The sequence below is a fragment of the Pseudomonas sp. dw_612 genome (genome assembly GCF_018449725.1).
In the GTDB taxonomy this organism is placed as follows: Bacteria; Pseudomonadota; Gammaproteobacteria; order Pseudomonadales; family Pseudomonadaceae; genus Aquipseudomonas.
This window is the reverse complement of sequence record NZ_JAAVVC010000040.1, coordinates 1-24,134: the sequence shown is the minus strand read 5'-3', so window position 1 is coordinate 24,134 and position 24,134 is coordinate 1. Positions and strand designations below refer to the sequence as shown.

At 60.5% G+C, this 24,134-nt stretch carries 10 protein-coding genes; 3 read left to right on the top strand and 7 right to left on the bottom strand.

Annotated elements, in window-relative coordinates:
* Positions 1 to 295: 295 nt before the first annotated feature.
* Positions 296 to 2,176 (top strand): methyl-accepting chemotaxis protein, encoded by a 1,881-nt coding sequence (locus tag HB680_RS31890; protein WP_213942235.1) that lies wholly within the window; start codon positions 296 to 298, stop codon positions 2,174 to 2,176.
* Positions 2,177 to 2,321: 145 nt separating this feature from the next.
* On the opposite strand, the gene HB680_RS31885 is transcribed toward HB680_RS31890, so the two are convergent.
* The 5 genes from HB680_RS31885 to HB680_RS31865 all read right to left on the bottom strand — a co-directional run bounded on the left by HB680_RS31885 (position 2,322) and on the right by HB680_RS31865 (position 9,399).
* Positions 2,322 to 2,789, bottom strand: a complete 468-nt coding sequence (locus tag HB680_RS31885; protein WP_213942234.1) for an SRPBCC family protein — start codon at positions 2,787 to 2,789, stop codon at positions 2,322 to 2,324.
* A gap of 22 nt (positions 2,790 to 2,811) precedes the next feature.
* Entirely contained in the window at positions 2,812 to 6,222 is a 3,411-nt protein-coding gene (locus HB680_RS31880) for a non-ribosomal peptide synthetase (RefSeq protein WP_213942233.1), read from the bottom strand.
* 13 nt (positions 6,223 to 6,235) lie between these two features.
* A complete protein-coding gene (locus tag HB680_RS31875; RefSeq protein WP_213942232.1) occupies positions 6,236 to 7,165 on the bottom strand; it encodes a diiron oxygenase in 930 nt (309 codons plus the stop codon).
* Complete coding sequence (locus HB680_RS31870) at positions 7,162 to 7,938, bottom strand: DUF3050 domain-containing protein (RefSeq protein ID WP_213942231.1); 777 nt, start codon at positions 7,936 to 7,938, stop codon at positions 7,162 to 7,164. The genes HB680_RS31875 and HB680_RS31870 overlap by 4 nt, the downstream gene beginning before the upstream one ends.
* A 750-nt stretch (positions 7,939 to 8,688) precedes the next feature.
* The gene (locus HB680_RS31865) at positions 8,689 to 9,399 is read right to left on the bottom strand and encodes an FCD domain-containing protein (RefSeq protein ID WP_213942230.1); all 711 of its coding nucleotides are present in this window, start codon (positions 9,397 to 9,399) and stop codon (positions 8,689 to 8,691) included.
* 268 nt (positions 9,400 to 9,667) lie between these two features.
* Here HB680_RS31865 and lapG point away from each other — a divergent pair, with 268 nt between their 5' ends.
* Both lapG and lapD read left to right on the top strand, forming a co-directional pair.
* Complete coding sequence (lapG, locus tag HB680_RS31860) at positions 9,668 to 10,360, top strand: cysteine protease LapG (protein ID WP_213942229.1); 693 nt, start codon at positions 9,668 to 9,670, stop codon at positions 10,358 to 10,360.
* Positions 10,361 to 10,374: 14 nt separating this feature from the next.
* Complete coding sequence (gene lapD, locus HB680_RS31855; protein WP_213942228.1) at positions 10,375 to 12,321, top strand: cyclic di-GMP receptor LapD; 1,947 nt, start codon at positions 10,375 to 10,377, stop codon at positions 12,319 to 12,321.
* 249 nt (positions 12,322 to 12,570) lie between these two features.
* Here lapD and HB680_RS31850 read toward each other — a convergent pair whose 3' ends face one another.
* Complete coding sequence (locus HB680_RS31850; RefSeq protein ID WP_054050336.1) at positions 12,571 to 12,909, bottom strand: hypothetical protein; 339 nt, start codon at positions 12,907 to 12,909, stop codon at positions 12,571 to 12,573.
* Between the two features lie 148 nt (positions 12,910 to 13,057).
* A partial coding sequence (locus tag HB680_RS31845; RefSeq protein ID WP_213942227.1) for an immunoglobulin-like domain-containing protein occupies positions 13,058 to 24,134 on the bottom strand: 11,077 nt, incomplete at its 5' end.

Sequence of the window (24,134 nt, the reverse complement as noted above, 5' to 3'; positions counted from 1 at the left end):
GAATTCCGAAACCCCTGTCTGCTAACGCAGACAGGGGTTTTGTCGTTTTAGAGCCGAAAAACCGTCAAGCGACAGAAAAGTGATTGCCCAGCCGCTCTAGTACGCCGTTCGGCGGGAATCTGGCGGTAATCCCAACCATTTCATACAAACCCCTAAGATTTCTCCTTCTCGTGCCGAAAGACTGGTGAGACATGCGTGCACCAAAGTGGAGCGGCCTCAGAACGCCGCCTGCGCTGTTACATGGAATGTTGCAACCGGAACGCATCCCCACTTTTTGCATAAGAAGTCCCATGAAATGAATCTCAAGTTCAGCCATAAAATCCTGCTGGCCGCTTCAGGCGTCGTGGTGCTGGCTTTTGCGTTGTTCACTTTGTACAACGACTATTTGCAGCGAAATACGATTCGGCAGAATCTCGAATCCTCCGTCCAGCAAGCCGGTGATCTAACCGCCAGCAGCGTGCAGAACTGGATGAGTGGCCGCGTTCTGGTGTTGGAAAACCTGGCGCAGAACGTCGCCCACCAAGGCGCGAATGCCGATCTGCCAGGCTTGGTCGATCAACCGGCCCTCACCTCGAACTTCCAGTTCACTTATGTCGGTCAGGCAAACGGTGTATTCACCCAACGCCCGGACGCGAAGATGCCGGACGGCTACGACCCACGTCAGCGCCCTTGGTACAAGCAGGCCGTCGCGGCCGACAAGACCATGCTGACCCCGCCATACATGGCAGCGGTCGGCGGCCTTGTCGTGACCATCGCCCTTCCGGTGAAAAAGAACGGCGAATTGCTCGGCGTAGTCGGCGGTGACCTGAGCCTGGAAACCCTGGTCAAGATCATCAACTCGGTAGACTTCGGCGGCATCGGCCACGCGTTCCTCGTCAGTGCTGACGGTCAGGTGATCGTCAGCCCGGACAAAGACCAGGTGATGAAGAACCTGAAAGATATCTACCCGAACGCCGGCGTGCGCATCGGGAAGGGTAATCAGGAAGTCACCTTGAACAAGCAGGACCGCATCCTCTCGTTCACCCCGGTCAGCGGTTTGCCGAACGCCGAGTGGTACATCGGTCTGTCGATCGATAAGGACAAGGCCTACGCCCCACTAAGCCAATTCCGCACCTCAGCACTGATTGCGATGTTTATCGCCGTGAGCGCCATTGCAGTGCTGCTGAGCCTGCTGATCAATGTGCTGATGCGTCCGCTGACCACCATGGGTCGTGCGATGCAAGACATCGCCCAGGGTGAAGGTGACCTGACCCGTCGTCTGGCCGTGGAAAGCAAAGACGAATTCGGTGAGCTGGGCGGTGCGTTCAACCAGTTCGTGGAGCGAATTCACGCGTCGATTTCCGAAGTGTCCTCGGCGACCCGTCAGGTCCATGACCTGTCGCAACGGGTGATGGCATCGTCCAACGCCTCGATCATTGGTTCCGACGAACAAAGCGCCCGCACCAACAGTGTGGCGGCCGCCATTAACCAATTGGGCGCCGCGACCCAGGAAATCGCCCGCAACGCCGCCGATGCTTCGCAGCACGCCAGCGGCGCGAGCGAGCAGGCCGATGACGGTCGTCAGGTGGTGGAAAAAACCATCCTGGCCATGACCGAGTTGTCGCAGAAAATCAGCCTGTCCTGCACCCAGATCGAAACCCTGAATGCCAGCACCGACAACATCGGGCACATTTTGGACGTGATCAAAGGCATCTCCCAGCAAACCAACCTGCTGGCACTGAACGCGGCCATCGAAGCCGCCCGTGCCGGTGAAGCCGGTCGTGGTTTTGCGGTGGTGGCGGATGAGGTGCGCAACCTCGCCCACCGCACCCAGGAGTCAGCGGAAGAGATCCACAAGATGATCACTTCGCTGCAGATCGGTTCTCGCGAAGCGGTGACCACCATGAACGCCAGTCAGGTCTCCAGCGAAGAGAGCGTTGAAGTGGCGAACCAGGCCGGTCTGCGGCTGATCAGCGTGACCCAGCGCATTGGCGAAATCGACGGGATGAACCAATCGGTGGCCGCGGCGACCGAAGAGCAGACCGCCGTGGTGGAAACCCTCAATGTCGACGTCAACCAGATCAACTTGCTGAACCAGCAAAGCGTGGCCAACCTCAATGAAACGTTGAAGGATTGCGATGCGTTGTCGTTGCAGGCCAACCGGTTGAAGCAGTTGGTTGATAGTTTCAAGATCTGATTGAGGTCAGTTCGACCGCGTTATCGTTCTTCGCGAGCAAGCCCGCTCCCACAGGTTGACCGAATTCTGTCTGAAAGAATGCGATCAAATGTGGGAGCGGGCTTGCTCGCGAAAGCGGTGCATCAGTCACCGCCGAACCGAAGCCCTACGCAAACAACTTCAACACATTGTTCATCGCGTCATCGGCAAACCCCTGCACAAAATCCTTGAACCCCGGCAACGCCTCGGCGCCGCCCTGAGCGGGTTCGGCGATGATGGTCCAGGTTGCCCGGGACTTGCCCGTCCCCAGAGATTCCACATTCATCGCCGCCCACAAATTGGCCACGCCCAAGGTGTTGTAGATCGTGGTCCAGGTCATGCTCAGCGCGTGGTCGTCCCGTGAGTTGAGTTGCTCGACCACCAGGTTGCCGTCCTTGAAGACTTTCTTGCGCAGGGACGACACGCCTTCGCCGGTCATTTCGATGTGCGACAGCGCCGGAATGAATTGATCGAAGCCGGCGAAATTGCCGACTACGGCCCAGACCTTCAGTGCATCCGCAGGCACGTCCACCGAAGATGCCACGTGGCAGCCGTGAGGGTTTTGGATCAGGGTATCGGGTTGCAGGGTTTTCATGGTCTTGCTCCTGTTGGGTGGTTCAGATGAAGTTGATTTCTTTGAGGTAGTCGCAGCCGCGGCGTAGCAGCGCCGGGGATTTTTGTGGGTAGTGCGCGCCCATCTGCCGGACGCCGGCTTGGGCGTTGTCGTGGCCGATCATCGAGATGTCGCCGATGTCTTCTTCAAAACCGTTGAGGTAGAAACCCAGCACGCCGAACAACGCGTTGTCGCTGTCGACCCGACCCAGTTGCTGCTGCCAGTCGGCGACGCTGACCATCGAGAATTCCCGACCCGCTTCGCGAAACGAATCGACGTACGCATCCCAACTCAGAGGCTCGGGGTTGTGCAGGTTGAACACGGCGTGTTCCGGCTGATAACGGCTGGCATGGAACGCGATGAAACGAGCAAGGAAGTCCACCGGCATCAGGTCGAAGTTCAGGGAAAACTCCGGCACCTGGCCGAGCTGTATCGAACCCTTGAGCATCAGCATCAAGCGATTTTTGTGCGGCTGGCAGACGCCGGTGAGGCTGTTGAAACTGATGTTGCCGGGGCGATACAGGTTGACCCGCACACCACGCTCCCGCGCCCGCTCAAGGATCCGCTCGCCGACCCATTTGGACAGGTTGTAGCCGTTTTTGATGTAGATCGGTGGCGTCTGCGCGGCAGGCAATTCAAGCACTCGGCCATCATCGGCAATGGTGCTGGAGGCCGAGAGCGTCGAGACGAAGTTGAAGATCTTCTTGCTGCGCCCTTCACACAATCGCAGGCACTCGAAAATCGGCTCGACGTTGTCCCGCGCCAACGACTCGTAATCGAGCACGTGATTAACGTTGGCTGCGTTGTGCACCAACGCGCCGAACTCCCGGTCCAGGCGTTCGTAGACATCCTCCGCGAGTCCCAAACAAGGACGCGTGATATCCGCTGCATAAACCCGCACCCGATGCAGGTCCAGATGCTCCAGACGGTTTTCACGCAACGCCTGGGCAAAACGTTCCGCCGCCGATTGCCCGCCACCCTCGCGCACCAGGCAAGCGACTTCACTGGCGCCCCAGGCCAGCAACGCTTCGACGATGTGCACGCCAACAAAACTGTTGGCACCGGTGACGATCACCTTATGCACATCGCCCATGCGGCTGATCGGCAGCGGCTGCACATCCAGTTCACGAAAAGCATCGGTCATGGCTTGCGCGCTCAGCACTTCTTCGGTGCCCGAGCCGCGAACCAACGTCGCCAATTTCGAGATCGTGGGCAGTTCGATAAAGCGGTTGATCGAGATGCTGCGTCCGAACTCTTCACGCAGCCGCAGCAACATCCGCGACAGCAGGATCGAGTGACCACCCAGATTGAAAAAGCTTTCGTCGGTGGAAATATCGCTGGCCGGCAACTCCAGCAATTCGGCCCAGATCTCCAGCAACAGTGCTTCATCGGCACTGGTGGGCAAGCGGCGAGCGCTGTTCTCCAGCACGGTCACGGGCATCGCCAGCAGCGCCTTGCGATCAATCTTGCCGTTACTGGCAAACGGCATGCTCTGCAGCTCAGTCCACGCGCCGGGTTGCATGTAGTCCGGCAGGAACTGCACGGCGTGGACCTTCAGCGCTTCGCGCGCGGCGCCGGGTTGGTCTTCCTGGGGCTGGGCGAGGAACGCCAGAATTCGTCGCTGGCTGTCGATGACCACCGCCACTTGCCGGTAGAGCTGACTGTCGCGCAGGCAACGTTCGATCTCTTCCGGCTCGACCCGGAAGCCGCGAATCTTCACCTGATTGTCCCGCCGCCCACACAGTTCGATACCGTCGCCGGTCCACTTCGCCATGTCGCCGGTGCGGTAGGCACGCAGGCTTTCACCGTTCGGCAGGCTCAGGTCCAGATAGCGTTCGGCGGTCTGCTGCGGGTTGTTCAGGTAACCCAGGCACACGCCCGGGCCGACGATGTACAGCTCGCCAACGCTCTGCTCCGCCACTGGTTGAAAGGCTTCATCGAGAATCAGCACCTGACTGTTGGCAATCGGGCCGCCGAGGGTACGGTTGTTGTCGCCGGGCCGCAGTTGTCGCGCGGTGATCAGCACTGTGGCTTCGGTCGGGCCGTAGAGGTTGTAGAGGTTGCCCTGGCGAGTCAGTTGCTCGATGACGTAGGGCTCGCAAACGTCGCCGCCGGTCATCACGTGATCCAGCACCTGCAACTGCTCCAGCGGCAAAATGCTCAACAGCGCCGGCGGCAGGAAAGCGTGGCTCAGTTGCTGGTTGCGGATCAGCGCCACCAGTTGCAACGGATCGCGGCGTTGGTCATCGCTGGGCACGATCAGCTCGGCGCCCTGCAGCAGCGTCGGGAAAATATCGATCAACGACGAGTCGAAACTTAGCGACGAAAATTGCAACACCCGACTCTGTTCAGTCAGTTGCACGTAGTCGGCGTACCACGCGGTGAAGTGCGCGAGGTTGGCCTGGCTGAGCAACACGCCTTTCGGGTGCCCGGTGGTGCCCGAGGTATAGAGCGCCATGCACGGCGCATCGAGCGCGGGTCGCTGGCGAATCAGTGGCAGAGCGAGATCCACTTCATCGAAGTCGACTCTGCTGATGTCCAGCCCCGGCATCTGGTCCGCCAGCGGATGCTCGCCGTCATGCAGCAGCAACACCGCCCCGGCGTTCTCCAGAATGTACTGCTGACGTTGCAACGGATGGCTCGGCTCCAGCGGCAGATACACCGCGCCGCTGCCGAGAATCGCCAGAATCCCCGCATACAACGCGCTGCATTTCGGCAAGCAGATACCGACCACCAGCGAACCTTGATGCTCATCCAATAACGGCTGCAACCGTTGCTGGATGGCGCGGCTGTGAGCATGTAATTGGCGATAGCTGAGGGACGTACCGGCGATGTTCAGTGCAGGTCGTTCGGCGCAGTGGATAAAGCGCTGTTCAAGCCGCTCAATCATCGGGATCTGGCCCAGTTGCAGCAGCCCGTCGTGCGCGGTCATGTTGAGTTGATGGGCGAAGGCCAGGTGTTCGAGAAACAGCAGGTTTTCTACCCGCTCAAAATCAACCGGTGCCGCCGGTTCGGTGAGCTGGAAATACTCGGCATCCCGGGAAAACCGGCTGACCAGCAACGCCACGTGATCCACCAGTTCCGCCACAGCCCGCAGACGCAACGCCTGGCCGTTGCCGGAAGCTTCTTCGGCAATCGGCACGCGAGTGAACAGCGTCGAACCGAATGTGCACAGCAAGTCCAGAGTCGGCAGTCCAGTCGCTCCACCGACCCCCAGTTGCAGCGTCAATCGCGGCACATCGCCGATGTCGGCAAAAGCCACGCTGGCATCGTGAATCAGCAAGTCGACGTTGCCCAACGTTCGCTCACCTGAAGCCACCTGCCGTGTCAGTGAATGTCCATGTTGTTCGAGCTCCAGCGCCAGGTCGGTCAAGGCCTGGCTCTGCCCTATAAGCACAATGTCGAGACGTCTCATGATGTTCTCCTCGTTAAACCAGGTAGTCGCTCAGGGCTTCTTGAACGCACGGCGAATCGAGCAGCGAACTGCTGCGGAAAAACCGCACGATGTTGGCAACCAGTGGGTGATGGCGATTGATCGGGAAGGCCAGGCCCGACACTTCGCTCTTGAGCGCCTGGCGCGCAGCGTCACTGACCTGCAAGGACTCGATCAGGCGAAAGTCGAAGGACTTCTGAATGTCGTTGGTCAGGTAGTGACGGATAAACACCGGCAGAATCTGTGCGATGCACTGGCGATCGGCTTCGCTTGCGGTATGCCAGTAGATGCGCACCATCCGCGCCCAGAAGCTGGAGTGGCGGCCCTCGTCCAGCAAGTGATCGGCCATCAGCCCCTTGATCGATTGCTTGACCGTGTCGTCCTTGGCGAACGCCGCCACATCGCCGGTCACGGTGTTCTCGGCGATGGCCACGCAGATCAGTTCCACGGCGCTGCGCAGGTGTTCCGGTGCCAGGTCCACGGCGGCGGGAATCGCCCGGCTCAACTCGATTTCATCCGGCAGTTCGATCGGTGTAATACCGGTCATCGCGACGGTCTGCTGCATGAAATCCATCGCCACCAGGGCGTGATAATCCTCGTCCACCACCACGGTCATGGCGTCGTAGCGGCAGGCGAATGGAAACGCCACGGCGAAGCGATTCTTGGCGATGCTGCGCGCGGTTTTGTCGACGATCTCGGTTTCGAAAATCACCACGTCGTTGATGAACTTGTAGAGCGTCTGCACCAGAGCGAAGTCCCGTTGTTCGGGGCATTCGCGCAGGAAGGTTTCGCTCAGCACCAAGGGTTGGCGGCTCAACGGGTAGATCAGTTTGTCGTCGTTCTCCAGTACGCGTCGGGGTCGAGTGCGGATGGTCGCGCGGCTCTCCCAGGCGTCGGCGAAGGATTGGTAGTCGGCGGCGTTCATGCGCTCACCTCACCGACGGTTTCGCTCATGCTGACGCGCAAGCCATCCCACAGGGCGATGCGGCTTTCCACGGCGGCGATGGCGCTGGCGTACACGTCCTCCTGGCGTTGCGGGTCGCCATCGACCAGTCGGGCGAGGAGTGTTTCCGCGGCCGGACCGTGGTCTTCAGAGTCGACTTCGATGTGGCGTTCCAGGTAGTAACGGAAAGTCGGGGCTTGGTCGAGACCAATGCCCCAGTCGTCGAGAATCCGCTGGAACATCTGCGGAATCACACTTTCCCGACCATGCAGGAACACCGCTGCGACGCTATGACCCGGCGCGTGCAGCGCGGTGTGCAAGGTGTGGCGCACGAACTGTGCGGCGGCGGGGTCGATGTCCACGCTTTGCAGCGCCACGTCATAGCTCACGCCTTCTTTTTGCAACGTCACGAAGCGCTCCACCGCGACGGTACTGGCACCGATTTCACGCATCGCATCCAGGTACAACTCGAAATGGCTGTAGTGACCATGGGCAGGACGATCATCGGACTCTTCACCGAGCACAATCTCGTTGATCAGCCGCGCCGCTTGCGCATCTCGCGGCGGCAGCCAAGGCAGCTGCACACAGGTCAGTTCCTGCTGCAGACGCTTGGTCAGTGACATGAAATCCCAAACGGCAAATACATGGGTTTCCATGAAGCGCCGCAGGATCGACAACGAATGTATTTCGCCAAAGATTGGGTGCGCGCTAAGTTCTGCTTTCTTTTGGTTGAGACGGTCTTTAGTCGGTTTCATGGGCGAGCCTATAAGTAAGTTAGAGTGCCGTTAAGTGGCGTAATCAACGCGAGTTAGTTGCTTAATATTTTCTGTTGGCGAGCGAAGGCCTCAAACGAATTGATGTGTATTAGTTGTGTGGCAGTCTGGCTTGCGCCTGGCCGGCTTGGATCCAATGGCGGCGGAGAAAAACTAATACATCAATAAAGTTTCCCGCAAGTTATTTTTATATTATTTGAAAGTTTAACTTTCTCAGGCACGACAAGCTTCAATAAAACTTTTGATTTGAGTTTTATTTGGATGAAGTTGCTCCTTCCGGCTTATATAAGTCAGAATCGAAAAAGAGAGTGAATACCTCACTCGTAGCAACTTTCTAACTGCAAATCGTTGGTGTGATCTGAGGGGATGGAAGTTGGCCGGGAATACGCCTTCTACTTCCTTTCCCGTGGCAAGACTCCTTCCGTAGGTTCTTGGTGCGTTGACTGCGCCGTGGCTGCGGCGCGTCATCCGTCATTGTTGGTTGGCTGGCCCAAGAGTGAGCGTAAATGGCGGCAGCCGCTATCGCTGACGCATCATTCGTGGGCTGCAATTATCGGACTTGGGGGGGAAGTTGAATGTAGGACTCAGGACAGTCAGCAGCGGCATTGCTCTACCGGTCTGGTATGAGCGAATCGGGGATTTGTAAGAGGATTGTTCAGGGGGGGCGACTATCAGTGACCGCGGGTGCTGGCGAGCACATTTGAGGTGCTCGCGTGCGCCCGGGGTTGCGGTTTATCTCGCGATTTTCTTGCCTTGGGCGGCGGAGCTTTCGAGGTAGCGTGTGATGACCTCGACACCGCGGTTGAGGTGATGCTCGAGCAGTTTTACCGAGTGCTCAATGTCCCGGGCTTCAACGGCGCGTAACAGGTTCCGGTGATCTTCCTGGGACAACTTGCCCAGGCCCATCGCTTCGAGGTTGAAGCGCAAGAAGCGTTCTTCCTCGTTCAACCCGTCTTCAACCAGGCGCAACAGCCGGCGATTGGGGGCCTTGCTGTACAGCGCCATATGGAACAGGCGATTGAGTCGGCCGATCTCGGTGTAGTTGTGTTCGGTTTCCAATTCGTCGATGTAGCGGGCGGCCAGTTCGAAATCGGCGACACTGAGCAAGGGAATCGAGCGGCGCAAGGCTTCGGATTCCAGCAGGATCCGCAGCTCGTAGGTTTCAGTGGCATCGCCCTGCACCAGCGCAGCGACGACCGCACCTTTATGGGCGACGACATTGAGCAACGCTTGCGCTTCAAGCTGACGCAACGCTTCGCGCACGGGCATGCGGCTGACGCCGAACAGGTCTGCCAGGTCTTGCTGGCGCAGGGCTGTGCCGCAAGGGATACGTCCGTCGAGAATGGCCGAACGCAGGGTTTCTTCGATGACCGAGCGCGCCAGGTGAGCGGGAATCGGCCCGTTGACCTTGATGCTGCTGAGAGGATTGGGCTTCTGTGTCACTACTACGCACCCTGAATGACTGAAGTTGTTTTTGGATCCAAATGGACACTAGTGACTGTTATACAGGTTGTCAAACCTTGTAAAAGATCGCTGCAACAAATAAGTCGAGCCCGCCACTTTGTACGATCTATCGTCGGCTGCAATCTTTTTATGACTACCTGCATACCAAGTTTAGCGCGCAAGACGTGATCTCACCGTGCCATTGTCTTTTCTCGGGCTAACCTTCACCATCAACCGCTTTCCACCTGCCTACCCTGGATGCCTCGCATTGGCGGTACGTTTCGCAATCCCCCGGATGATGCGCTGGCTATGCTGCGCGCTGCTGCTGGCCGGCGTCATGCTGGGCGGGTTGCATGCCGACTGGGATTTTTCGCTGATCAGCCGTCGTGCCCAGGCCATTTACGGGCCGTTGGGCGAGGGGCAGCAACGCATTGATGCCTGGCAGCGTTTGCTGGCCACCCAGAAACAGGTTGGCGAGATGGAAAAGCTGAACGTGGTGAACCAGTTCTTCAATAAACAGATGCGCTACGAGGAAGACATCGACCTGTGGCACGAGGTCGATTACTGGGAAACCCCCATCGAAGCCTTATGGAAGGGCGCCGGCGACTGCGAAGACTACGCCATCGCCAAGTACTTCAGCCTGCGTCATCTGGGTGTTTCCAGTGACAAGCTGCGCATCACCTACGTCAAGGCGTTGCGCTTGAACCGGGCGCACATGGTGTTGACCTACTACGCAACACCCGAGGCGATGCCGCTGGTGCTCGACAGCCTGATCAACGAGATCAAGCCGGCCAGCCAACGTACCGATTTGCTGCCGGTCTACTCTTTCAATGCCGAAGGCTTGTACCTGCCCGGCGCCAAGGGCAACAAAAAAGTGGGTGACACCAAGCGCCTGTCCCGTTGGCAGGACGTGTTGAAAAAAATGCAGGCCGAAGGATTTCCGGTCGAGACGACTAACTAGGAGCACGCGCTCAGATGTCTTTGTTCAAACAGCTGTTGATCGCTATCTGTCTGTTCCTTGTGGTCGCCTTCACCGGCAGCTTCATGGTCAGCCTGGAGAGCTCGCGCACTCAATACGTCAATCAGTTGCGCTCCCACGCCCAGGACGCCGCCACGGCGCTGGCGCTGTCCCTGACGCCGAACATCGACGACCCGGCGATGGTCGAGTTGCTGGTCAGCTCGATTTTCGACAGCGGCTACTACGCGAGCATCCGCGTGGTCGACCTCAAGACCGACCAGACCATCGTCGAGCGCAGCGGCATTCCGGCGGTGAATAACGTGCCGGACTGGTTCGTCAAAATGATCGGGCTGGAAGCCGCTGGCGGCGATGCGCTGGTCAGTCGTGGCTGGGAACAGGCTGCGCGGGTCGAGGTGGTCAGCCATCCGATGTTCGCTTTGGCCAAGCTGTGGCAGAGCGCGCTCGGCAGCCTGGGCTGGTTGTTGATCTGCGGCGCGGTGAGTGCGGTGCTGGGCGCGTTGCTGTTGCGTCGGCAATTGAAGCCGCTGGACTATATGGTCAAGCAATCCCACGCCATCGCGCGCCGGGAATTCCTCAGCCTGCCGGAACTGCCGCGCACGCCTGAGCTGCGCCGGGTGGTGCAGGCCATGAATCAAATGGTCGAGAAGCTCAAGGCGCTGTTCCAGGAACAGGCCGAGCGCAGTGAAAAACTGCGGGTCGAGTCCTATCAGGACAACCTCACGGGCCTGGCCAACCGACGCTATTTCGAAATGCAATTGAATGCCCGGGTGAGCAATCCCGAGCAAGCCAGTTCCGGTTATCTGCTGCTGTTGCGGGTCAAGGACCTGGCTGGTTTGAACCAGCGCCTGGGCGGTCAGCGCACCGATGACTTGTTGAAAGCCGTGGGCGAGCAATTGTCCCGCGAGTGCGCCAAGTACCCGGAAACCCAGAACCTCGTCACGCGGATTCGCGGCGGTGAATTCGCCGTGCTGGCGCCGGGACTGGTGCGCGAAGAAGCGCTGCAACTGGCGCAGAACCTCGACAGCGCGTTGGCAAGCCTGCATGCGACCGGCGCCACCGACGTGGCTTCGGTGGCGTCCATCGGGTTGGCGCCGTTTGCCCATGGCGACTCGCCGCAAGCGGTGCTCGGCCTGGCGGATCAGGCGCTGGCGCAGGCTGAAGGCCAAGGCGAGCAGAGCTGGGCGTGCCTGGATCAAAGTGCTTCGGCCAGTGTCGGCGATGACCATCATGCGTGGCACACACTGCTCGATGGGGCATTGAATCAGCAACGGTTTGAGCTGTACTTCCAACCGGTCGTGGCGGCTCAGGACACCGCGTTGGTGCTGCATTACAAAGTGCTGTCACGTTTGCTCGACGATCAGGGCCAGACCATTCCCGCCGGGCGTTTCCTGCCGTGGCTGGAGCGCTTTGGCTGGACCGCGCGGCTGGATCGGCTGATGTTGGAATTGGTCCTGGGGCAAATGGCCGGGCATGAGGAATCCCTGGCGCTGAACCTGTCTTCGGCGACGCTGGCGGATCCGCAGGCGCTGAATCGAGTCTTCGAAATCTTGCGTCAGCATTCGAATCTGGGTGAACGCCTGACCCTGGAAATCGGTGAGGAGCAATTGCCTGAGCAAGCGGTGCTGGAGCAGTTGACGCGGCGTCTGCGCGAGCTTGGGTTCTCCCTGAGCCTGCAGCGCTTTGGCGGACGGTTCAGCATGATCGGCAACCTGGCGCGGCTCGGGTTGGCGTACCTGAAGATCGATGGCAGCTACATCCGGGCGATTGATCAGGAGAGTGACAAGCGCTTGTTCATCGAGGCTATCCAGCGGGCGGCACACAGCATTGACCTGCCGCTGATTGCCGAGCGGGTCGAGACCGAAGGGGAATTGTCGGTGATTCGCGAGATGGGGTTGTATGGGGTTCAGGGGCAGTTGTTTGGTGAGCCCAAGCCTTGGCGGTGAGTCATTGAGATCCACCCCTCACCCTAACCCTCTCCCCAGAGGGGCGAGGGGACTGACCGAGTCGTTCTTAGAGTTACATCGACCTGAAATATCGAGTCGAACTCAGGTCCTGAAAAGCATGAAGATCTGCTCCCTTTCCCCTCTTCCCTCAGGGGAGAGGGCTGGCTCTTCAGGACAAGGGAGATTTAAGTTCAAGCGAAGAACCATTGCGCAAAGGGAGCAAGCCACTCGCCGCAGTCAGCCTGATCTCTAAATCAACCCCGTCTCATCATCATCGATCAAATGACTCAACCCACCCAACGCTTCCCGGGCCTGGGTCCGGTCCATCAGTTTGGCTTGGGCGGCGGCCGGCAGGTCGGTGACGCGGATCACGCCTTTGCTGGTCAGCACCTGAATCAAGTCGTCGAGTACCCGGATCATTTCCAGGTCGCTCTGCTTGAGCTGCTTGAGGCTGGTTTCCATCACTTCGTTGGCGTACCAAGCCTGGATTTCATGGTTGTCGGCCGGCAGTGTTTCCGTGGCCTCGGCGTAGGCCGCGGCTTCCACGCGCACCAATTGGCCTTGCGCATCGCGTTGCACGTAAAACATTGAGCATCCCTCAGAAATGAACCAGCGTCATGCTGTCAGCAGCATAGGCCAACTGTTGGCGAGTATGCGGTGCGGCGACGAAATCGTCACCGGTGAGATGGGCGCAAACGTGACGGCCGCCCCATAAGGGCGGCCGTTTTGCGTGGGATCAGCTGTTGTTGTGGTCGACTTTGATGGTTGGATCGCTACCGGCAATCAGGTTGTGCAGGTTAGCGGTAGACCAGTTGTTGCCTTCCAGTTTGATCGTCACATCCGGCGTCGCCGCCGCGGCATCCGCCGAGTTGAACTTGCCCGCAGAGCTGACCTGCAACGACGACACGCCATCGACGGTGGTGATTTTCAGGAAGTTGTCGATGGTGCTGCCGGTTTCGCCCTGCAACAAATCGCGCAGGTCGATCCGGTCACCTTCGCTGGCCTTGAAGTCCTTGATCACGTCGCTGCCGGTGTCGCCCGCCTTCCACACGAAGGTGTCGGCACCCGAGCCGCCAATCAGGATGTCGTTGCCCGAACCGCCGATCAGCGTGTCGTTGCCGGTGCCACCGAGCAGGATGTCATTGCCCTTGCCGCCATCGAGCGTGTCGTTACCGCCCGAGCCGAACAGGATGTCATTGCCCGCGCCGCCGAGCAGCGTGTCGTTGCCGTCGTGGGCGCCGGACACGTCGAACGCGGTGTAGTGCTCGGTGATGAACTGGTGCACGTTGCTGGTGGTGACTTTGCTGACGTCCACGCCGGTTTGCTGGGCGACGAACGCCTGCATGGCCTGGTAACCCTCGCCGGCGATGCCGTTGAAGCTCACCAGGTCGCCGAACAGGATGTCGTTGCCGTCGCCGCCGCTGACCGTGTCGGAACCTGGCAACGTCGCTTCGGTGTGACCGATGATCGAGTTGGCCAGGTCTTTCGGGTCGATGTTGGTTTGTGGCGTTTTGTCCGTGTCGTACGGTTTCAGGTCGTTGAGGCTGACACCGCTGTTGAGGCCGATGGCTTCTACGTTCGACAGGTTGCCCAGCAACGCGAAGCTGCTGCTGGCGTTATCAACGGTAGTCTGGCTGGTGCTGTTACCGCTGCCCGCCAGGCTCGACAACTCGTAGGTGCCATCGCCCTGGGCGTGCAATGTGCCCGGGTTTGTGTACGACCAGTTATTACCGGACTTGGTCCAGACAGTGACCGCGCCCGAAGCGCTGATGTCGATCTGGTGAGTGGAGTCCGGAACCAGGCTGACGGCTTTGCCCAACTGGTAATTGCTGGTGGTGATCAGCGTGTCGAGCTTAACGCTGCCATACAGGTTCGGGTTGGTCTGCTCGCCGCTCTGGTAGTAGGTCGGCTGGCCGTCGGTGATGAAGTAGGTGAGGTTCTTCGCACCCGTGTTGGCCACCGCATCAGCGCTCTGGAACCAGTTGGCCGTGGTTTTGAACACGTCCTCGTAGTTGGTGCCGCCTCCGGACGACATCGAGTCCAGAACCGATTTGAGCAGGGTCAGCGCATTCGGGTCGTTCAGGTTGACCGATACCGACTTGTTGACCTGGGTATCGAAGTCCACCAGGAAGATGTTCACGGTGCCCGAGTTGCCGCCCATGCTCTGCTTGAGGGTGTTGAACACCGACGTCAGCGAGTCTTTCGCGGCGCTGATCGACGATGCGCTCATGCTGCCCGAACTGTCGACCATGAAGGCGATGTTGTAGTTGGTGCCCGGCACCACGGTCAGGCCGCCGATGTCGGCGATCATGATGTCGTTGCCATCGGTGCCGCTGATGGTGTCGCTAGCCGAGGTGGCGGTGATCGCGTTGTACGTCGCCGGGTAAACGGTGACCGGGATCTGCGCCGTGGTAATCGCCGAACCGCCCAGGGCCTCGGTGGAGGTCGAGGTCACGGTCAGGTTGAACTGGCCGTTGTAGTAGGTCGGCGGGGTGACGGTCAGGGTGCCGAGGTTCCAGCCGGTGACGTTGGCTTCGCCGGACGTCGCGGTGGCGGTGAAGGTGTGACCCGCGCCGTCAGTCAGGACCGAGCCTGCCGGGATGCCGCTGATTTTTACGCTCAGGCTTTCGGAGCCGTCGGTGTCGGTCAGTGCGGTGTTGATCGCGGACAGGTGAACGCTGGTGCCTTCGAAACCGGTGTTGAGTTTGTAGCCGTCGTAATAACCCTCACCGCCAGTGCCGTGCAGGTCGGAGACGGTCACGCCGGAAGCGGCCAGGTCCGCCACGCCGGTATAGAGCGGCACGCCGGCGCTGCTCAGGTCGACTGCCGCCGCGCCATTGACCGACAGGTTGACGTCATAGCTGCCCGGGCCACTCTGGTTGTGGTGGTAGATGTCCAGGGTGTAGTAGCCGCTGGCGGTCGGCGTGAACGTACCACTCAGGTTGCCGCCCGCACCCCACAGGGCGGACGCGACGTTCTTGCCGCCGATGGTCACCAGCAAGCTGTCATCGCCCGAACCGCTGAAGGTGTAGGTCTTGCCGGCTTCGAGGTAGATCAGGCCGGAGGTTTTCGACGCGGTGCCTGCCGCCACACTGCCGTCGGACTGCACATTGGTCACGGTGCTGCTGGAGTTCGGTGTGCCTGCCGCGTCGATGACCGATTTGAGCGTGCCGGTCGGCGCGCCGCTGCCATCGGTGCCCAAGCCCGACAGACCGGTCCAGACTTCCTTGATCAGCCCGGTGGACTTGACGCTGTTGTCCGCAACCGTCAGGGACGGCGCATCGGCCACTGGGGTGATGTCGATTTTCACCGTGCCAGTGTTGCCCAGCAGTTGGCCATCGGTTGGCTGGAACTTGATCTGTGCGTAATCCGCCTGATTGTTGCCCAGGCCGGTGCCGCCGTAGCCATTGGTGCCGGATTCGTTGGCGTCCGGGGTGAAGCGCAGCTTGCCGGCGTCGATGTCAGCCTTGGTGAAGGTCTGGTTGGTGGTGACGTCGGTCCAGGTCGAGCCGTTCAGGTATTGCAACTTGCCTTCGCCCGGCAGGCCGGTGATTTTCACGCCCAGGCTCGCGGCCGGGCTGTCGACATCACTGACGCCGAAGGTCGACCAGCCGAGGATCAGCGGGGTGTCTTCGGTGCCGGTGACGTTAACCGGTGCAGCGGTCGGCGCGTCGTTCACGGCCACAACGTTGACGGTGGTGGTCGCGACGTTCGAGTAGTTGCCACCATCGGTCACGGTCACGGTGATGATCCGCGGCACGGTGCTCGGGTCTTCACTGCTGTTGGTGAAGCTGATGTTCTTGATCGCTTGCATGTAGTCAGCGAGCGTCGCGTTGCCCGACAGGGTCAGCGTGACGGTGCCATTGGTGCTGTTGGCATTAATGGTGATGCCATTGACGCTGTTGCCCAGGTTCAGCGCATCGCCATCCTGACGGTTGGTCAGCACGACGGTGGCGCCGGTCAGCATGGTGCTGTCCGGGTCGGTGATCTTCAGATCGGTGTCGGCAATCGACACGCCCGCACCTGGGGTGTTTTCGGTGAAGGTCACGTTGTAATTGGCACCGGTGGCGCCGCTGGAATTGTTGGCATCCAGGTCGATGACCGGCGGCGCATCGTTGTCGATGATCGAGGTGCTGACACTGCCATTGGTGGCGCTGACCGCGAGGTTCTCGAAGTTGCCGCCGGTGGCCGAGTCGATCTTGACCACGAAGTTTTCGGTGCCTTCGGTGATCTTGTCGTCGATGGTCGCCACGTTGAAGTTGGCGCTGCTGGCGCCGGCCGGGATCTTCACGGTGTACACACCGGTGAAGTCCGAACCGTCGGCGGCGGTGCCGCTGTAGACGATTTTCAGGGTCACGTCGGTTTGCGCCGGGTGCGTCAGGCTGACGGTGTAGCTGGCGGTCTGGCCTTCGGTCACCGAGGTGCTGCCGGTGATGCTGACTTGGGTAGTGTCGATGGTGTCGGTGACGTTGGTCACGGCTGGTGTGGTGCTCGGCACCAGGTTTTCGAAGCTGCCACCGGTGGCGTTGGTGATCGTCGCCTGGACGGTGCCGGCGTCTTTGTAGACGTCGTCAGCCGGAGCCGGGATGGTCACGGTGCCAGTGGTTTTGCCAGCGTCGATGGTAATGACCGAGCCGTTCGACAGGGTCACGGTTACCGGAGTGCCAGCGGCGTTGGTCAGAGTGGCGGTGTAGGTGATCTGGCCACCTTCCGCTACTGAACCGGTGGCGCTCAACGACAGGTTGGTGGTGTCGACGGTGTCGGTCACGGTGGTGCTGACCGGGGTTTTGTCGGCCACGAGGTTTTCGTAGTTGCCGCCAGTGACGTTAGTGATCGAGTTAGTCAACGGAGCGTGACCGGTCAACACGTCGTTTGGCGCGATGGTGGTGACGGTGCCGGTGGTTTTGCCGATGTCGATGGTGATGTTTTGGCCGTTGGCCAAGGTCACGACCACTGGCGAACCGGTCACTGGTTGGCCGACGGTGGCGGTGTAGGTGACGGTGCCACCTTCAGCGGCAGTGCCGGTCGCGGTCAGTTTGACGGTCGAGGTGTCGATGGTGTCGGTGACGTTGGTCACGGCTGGAACAGTGCTCGGCACCAGGCTTTCGAAGTTGCCACCGGTTGCAGTGGTAATCGTCGCCTGAACAGGACCGGCATCTTTGTACACGTCATCGGTCGGAGCCGGGACGGTCACGGTGCCAGTTGTTTTGCCGGCGTCGATGGTGATCACCGAGCCGTTCGACAGGGTCACGGTCACTGGCGAGCCAGCAGCGTTGGTCAGTGTCGCGGTGTAGGTGATCTGGCCACCTTCGGCTACCGAGTTGGTTGCACTCAGCGACAGGTTGGTGGTGTCGACTGTATCCGTAACTGTGGTCGAAACCGGCGTCTTATCAGCCACCAGATTTTCGTAGTTGCCGCCGCTGACATTGGTGATCGAGTTGGTCAACGGAGCGTGACCGGTCAACACGTCGTTTGGCGCGATGGTGGTGACGGTGCCGGTGGTTTTGCCGATGTCGATGGTGATGTTTTGGCCGTTGGCCAAGGTCACGACCACTGGCGAACCGGTCACTGGTTGGCCGACGGTGGCGGTGTAGGTGACGGTGCCACCTTCAGCGGCAGTGCCGGTCGCGGTCAGTTTGACGGTCGAGGTGTCGATGGTGTCGGTGACGTTGGTCACGGCTGGAACAGTGCTCGGCACCAGGCTTTCGAAGTTGCCACCGGTTGCAGTGGTAATCGTCGCCTGAACAGGACCGGCATCTTTGTACACGTCATCGGTCGGAGCCGGGACGGTCACGGTGCCAGTTGTTTTGCCGGCGTCGATGGTGATCACCGAGCCGTTCGACAGGGTCACGGTCACTGGCGAGCCAGCAGCGTTGGTCAGTGTCGCGGTGTAGGTGATCTGGCCACCTTCGGCTACCGAGTTGGTTGCACTCAGCGACAGGTTGGTGGTGTCGACTGTATCCGTAACTGTGGTCGAAACCGGCGTCTTATCAGCCACCAGATTTTCGTAGTTGCCGCCGCTGACATTGGTGATCGAGTTGGTCAACGGAGCGTGACCGGTCAACACGTCGTTTGGCGCGATGGTGGTGACGGTGCCGGTGGTTTTGCCGATGTCGATGGTGATGTTTTGGCCGTTGGCCAAGGTCACGACCACTGGCGAACCGGTCACTGGTTGGCCGACGGTGGCGGTGTAGGTGACGGTGCCACCTTCAGCGGCAGTGCCGGTCGCGGTCAGTTTGACGGTCGAGGTGTCGATGGTGTCGGTGACGTTGGTCACGGCTGGAACAGTGCTCGGCACCAGGCTTTCGAAGTTGCCACCGGTTGCAGTGGTAATCGTCGCCTGAACAGGACCGGCATCTTTGTACACGTCATCGGTCGGAGCCGGGACGGTCACGGTGCCAGTTGTTTTGCCGGCGTCGATGGTGATCACCGAGCCGTTCGACAGGGTCACGGTCACTGGCGAGCCAGCAGCGTTGGTCAGTGTCGCGGTGTAGGTGATCTGGCCACCTTCGGCTACCGAGTTGGTTGCACTCAGCGACAGGTTGGTGGTGTCGACTGTATCCGTAACTGTGGTCGAAACCGGCGTCTTATCAGCCACCAGATTTTCGTAGTTGCCGCCGCTGACATTGGTGATCGAGTTGGTCAACGGAGCGTGACCGGTCAACACGTCGTTTGGCGCGATGGTGGTGACGGTGCCGGTGGTTTTGCCGATGTCGATGGTGATGTTTTGGCCGTTGGCCAAGGTCACGACCACTGGCGAACCGGTCACTGGTTGGCCGACGGTGGCGGTGTAGGTGACGGTGCCACCTTCAGCGGCGGTGCCGGTTGCAGTCAGTTTGACGGTCGAAGTATCGATAGTGTCGGTGACGTTGGTCACGGCCGGAGTCGTGCTGGGCACCAGGCTTTCGAAACTACCGCCAGTCGCGGTTTTGATGGTTGCCTGGACGGTGCCCGCATCTTTGTAAACGTCATCGGCTGGAGCCGCGACGGTTACGGTGCCAGTGGTTTTGCCAGCGTCGATGGTGATCACCGAGCCGTTCGACAGCGTCACGGTCACTGGCGAGCCAGCGGCGTTGGTCAGAGTGGCGGTGTAAGTGATCTGGCCGCCTTCGGCTACCGAGTTGGTTGCACTCAGCGACAGGTTGGTGGTGTCGACGGTGTCGGTCACGGTGGTGTTGACCGGGGTTTTGTCGGCCACGAGGTTTTCGTAGTTGCCGCCAGTGACGTTAGTGATCGAGTTGGTCAGCGGTGCGTGACCGGTCAACGCGTCGTTTGGCGCGATGGTGGTCACGGTGCCGGTGGTTTTACCAATCTCGATAGTGATGTTTTGGCCATTGGCCAAAGTCACGACCACTGGCGAACCGGTCACTGGTTGGCCGACGGTGGCGGTGTAGGTGACGGTGCCACCCTCAGCAGCAGTGCCGGTGGCGGTCAGTTTGACGGTCGAAGTGTCGATGGTGTCGGTGACGTTGGTGACCGCTGGAACGGTACTCGGCACCAGGTTCTCGAAATTGCCACCGGTTGCGTCTTTGACAGTGACTTCAACCTTGCCCGCATCTTTATAAACATCATCAGCCGGAGCCGCGACGGTCACAGTGCCAGTTGTTTTGCCGGCATCGATGGTGATCACGGCGCCGTTGCTCAGCGTGACGGTCACTGGAGTGCCGGCCGCATTGGTCAGGGTCGCGGTGTAGGTGATCTGGCCACCTTCAGCCACGGTGTCGGTCGCCGTCAGCGACAGGGTGGTGTTATCCACCGTGTCAGTGACGGTGGTTTTGGCCGGGTCGCCGTTGACGTCCAGTTTTTCGTAATTGCCGCCGGTCGCGTCCTTGATGGTAGTGCTCAGCGAACCGCCGCCAGCCAGGGCATCGTTCGGCGCGACGAAGTTGACCGTGCCGCTGCTTTTGCCGATGTCGATGGTGATGGTTTGGCCGTTGGACAGCGTCACGACGACCGGGGCGCCGGTCACTGGCGCGCTCACGGACGCGGTGTAGACGACGGTGCCGCCTTCAGCGACGGTCGACGTGGCGGTCAGCGAAACGGTGCTGGTATCGATGGTGTCGGTGACACTGGTCACGGCAGCCGACGGGTCTTTCACCAGGTTTTCGAAGTTGCCGCCGGTGGCGTCCTTGATGGTGGCTTCGACCTTGCCGGCGTCTTTGTAGACGTCATCGGCCGGGGCCGCCACGGTCACGTTGCCGCTGGTGGCGCCGGCGGCGATGAGGATCACGGCGCCGTTGCTCAATGTCACGGTGACCGGAGTGCCGGCCGCATTGGTCAGGGTCGCGGTGTAAACGATGGAACCGCCTTCAGCCACGGAGTCCGTCGCGCTCAGGCTGAGGGTCGTGGTGTCCGGGGTGTCGGTCACGGTGGTGCTGACCGGAGTTTTATCGGCAGCCAGATTCTCGTAGTTGCCGCCGCTGACATTGGTGATCGAGTTGGTCAGTGGCGCATGGCCATTGAGCACGTCGTTCGGCGCGACAGCATTAACGGTGCCGCTGGTTTTGCCGATGTCGATGGTGATCGATTGGCCGTTGGCCAGGGTCACCGTTACTGGCGAGCCAGTCACCGGAGCGCCGACAGTCGCGGTGTAAACCACGGTTCCGCCTTCAGCAACGCTATCGGTGGCAGTCAGTTTGACGGTCGAGGTGTCGATGGTGTCGCTGACATTGGTCACCGCTGGAACGGTGCTCGGTACCAGGTTCTCGAAATTACCGCCGGTAGCGGTAGAAATCGTCGCCTCGACTTTACCGGCATCTTTATAGACGTCATCGGCTGGCGCAGGAACGGTGACGGTGCCGGTGGTTTTGCCAGCGTCGATGGTGATCACTGCGCCATTGCTCAGGGTCACGGTCACCGGAGTGCCGGCCGCGTTGGTCAGTGTCGCGGTGTAGATGATCGAACCGCCCTCGGCAACCGAATCGGTAGCGCTCAAGGACAGGTTGGTGGTGTCGGCAGTATCGGTAACTGTGGTCGAAACCGGCGTCGTGTCAGCCACCAGTTTCTCGTAGTTGCCGCCGCTTACTTCGGTGATCGCGTTGGTCAGTGGCGCATGACCCGTCAGTGCATCGTTCGGCGCGACAGCGTTGACCGTACCGGTGGTTTTACCGATATCGATGGTGATCGTCTGACCGTTGGCCAGGGTCACCGTCACTGGCGAGCCAGTCACCGGAGCGCCGACAGTCGCGGTGTAAACCACGGTTCCGCCTTCAGCAACACTATCGGTGGCAGTCAGTTTGACGGTCGAGGTGTCGATGGTGTCGGTGACGGTGGTCACCGCAGGAGCAGTGCTCGGCACCAGGCTTTCGAAGTTGCCACCGGTAGCGGTAGAAATCGTCGCTTCGACTTTGCCGGCGTCTTTGTAGACGTCGTCAGCCGGAGCTGGAACGGTGACGGTGCCGGTGGTTTTGCCCGCATCGATGGTGATCACTGCGCCATTGCTCAGGGTCACGGTCACCGGAGTGCCGGCCGCGTTGGTCAGGGTGGCGGTGTAGACGATCGAACCGCCTTCAGCCACGGAATCAGTCGCGCTCAGGCTCAGGGTCGTAGTGTCAGGCGTATCAGTCACCGAGGTTTCCGCCGGTTTGCCGTCAACGTCGAGCTTCTCGTAGTTGCCGCCCTTCGCATCATCAATCTTGACGCTCAGGGAACCGCCGCCCGCCAACGCATCGTTCGGCGCTACAAAGTTCACGCTGCCGCTGCTTGCGCCTACCGGGATGGTGATGGTCTGGCCGTTCGACAAGGTCACCACAACCGGCGAACCGGTCACCGGTGCAGTGACGGACGCGGTGTAAACCACGGTCCCGCCTTCAGCGACGGTGGACGTCGCGGTCAGGTTGACCGTCGACGTGTCGATGGTGTCGGTGACATTGGTCACGGCCGCCGTCGGATTGGTGGCCAGGGTTTCAAAGTTGCCGCCGCTGGCGTCCTTGATCGTTGCTTCAACCTTGCCGGCGTCTTTGTAGACGTCATCGGCCGGGGCGGCGACGGTCACGGTGCCGCTGGTGGCGCCGGCGGCGATGGTGATCACGGCGCCGTTGCTCAGGGTCACGGTCACCGGGGTGCCGGCCGCGTTGGTCAGGGTGGCGGTGTAGACGATCGAGCCGCCCTCGGCCACGGAGTCAGTTGCGCTCAGGCTCAGTGTCGTGGTGTCAGGCGTGTCGCTGACGGCGGTGTCCGCTGGCTTGCCGTCCACTTCCAGTTTTTCGTAGTTGCCGCCGGTGGCGCCGTCGATCTTGACGCTCAGGGACGTGCCGCCCGCCAGTGGGCTGTTCGGCGCGATGAAATTCACGCTGCCGCTGGTTTCGCCGACCGGGATGGTGATGGTCTGACCGTTGGACAGGGTCACCACAACCGGTGCGCCGGTCACCGGAGCGGTCACGGACGCGGTGTAGACCACGGTTTCGCCTTCGGCGACGTTCGCGGTGGCGGTCAACGATACGGTGCTGGTGTCGATCGTGTCATTGACGGTGGTGACCGCCGGGGTGTCGCTGCTGACCAGGTTCTCGAAGTTGCCACCGGTCGCGCCTTTGATGGTCGCTTCAACGGTGCCGGTGTCTTTGTAGACGTCGTCCTTCGGCGCATCGACGGTCACGGTGCCGGAGGTTTTACCGGCGTCGATGGTGATCACGGCGCCGTTGCTCAGGGTGACGGTCACCGGTGTGCCGGCCGCATTGGTCAGGGTCGCGGTGTAAGTGATCTGGCCGCCTTCGTCCACGGCGCCGGTCGCGGTCAGCGACAGGTTGGTGGTGTCGGCGGTATCGGTCACGGTGGTGCTGACCGGTGTTTTGTCAGCGACCAGGTTTTCGTAATTGCCGCCGCTGACGTTGGTGATCGAGTTGGTCAGTGGCGCGTGACCGGTCAGTGCGTCGTTCGGTGCGACGGCGTTGACCGTGCCGGTGGTTTTGCCGATGTCGATGGTGATCGATTGGCCGTTGGCCAGGGTAACAGTCACTGGCGAACCAGTTACTGGAGCGCCGACCGTCGCGGTGTAAACCACAGTCCCGCCTTCAGCAACACTGGTGGTCGCGGTCAGGGTGACGGTCGAGGTGTCGATGGTGTCAGTGACATTGGTCACCGCCGCTGCCGGGTCAGTGGCCAGGTTTTCAAAGTTGCCACCGGTAGCATCTTTGACGGTGACTTCAACTTTGCCGGCGTCTTTATAAACGTCATCGGCCGGGGCCGCGACGGTGACGTTACCACTGGTGGCGCCGGCGGCGATGGTGATCACCGCGCCGTTGCTCAGGGTTACGGTCACTGGCGTACCAGCGGCATTGGTCAGGGTCGCGGTGTAGACAATCGAACCGCCCTCGGCGACCGAGTCGGTAGCCGACAGGCTGAGGGTGGTGGTATCTGGCGTATCGGTGACTGAGGTGTCGGCTGGTTTGCCGTCAACTTCCAGCTTCTCGTAGTTGCCACCCTTGGCGTCGTCGATTTTGACGCTCAGGGAGCTGCCGCCCGCCAACGCATCGTTCGGGGCCACGAAGTTGACGCTGCCGCTGCTTGCGCCGACCGGGATGGTGATGGTCTGGCCGTTGGACAGTGTGACGACGACCGGGGCGCCGGTTACTGGCGCGCTCACGGACGCGGTGTAAACCACGGTCCCGCCTTCAGCGACGGTAGAGGTAGCAGTCAGCGAAACAGTGCTGGTGTCGATAGTGTCAGTGACATTGGTCACGGCTGGCGCCGGATCCGTCGCCAGGTTTTCAAAGTTGCCACCGGTGGCATCTTTGACGGTGACTTCAACCTTGCCGGCGTCTTTATAGACGTCATCGGCCGGGGCCGCGACGGTCACGGAACCGCTGGTGGCGCCG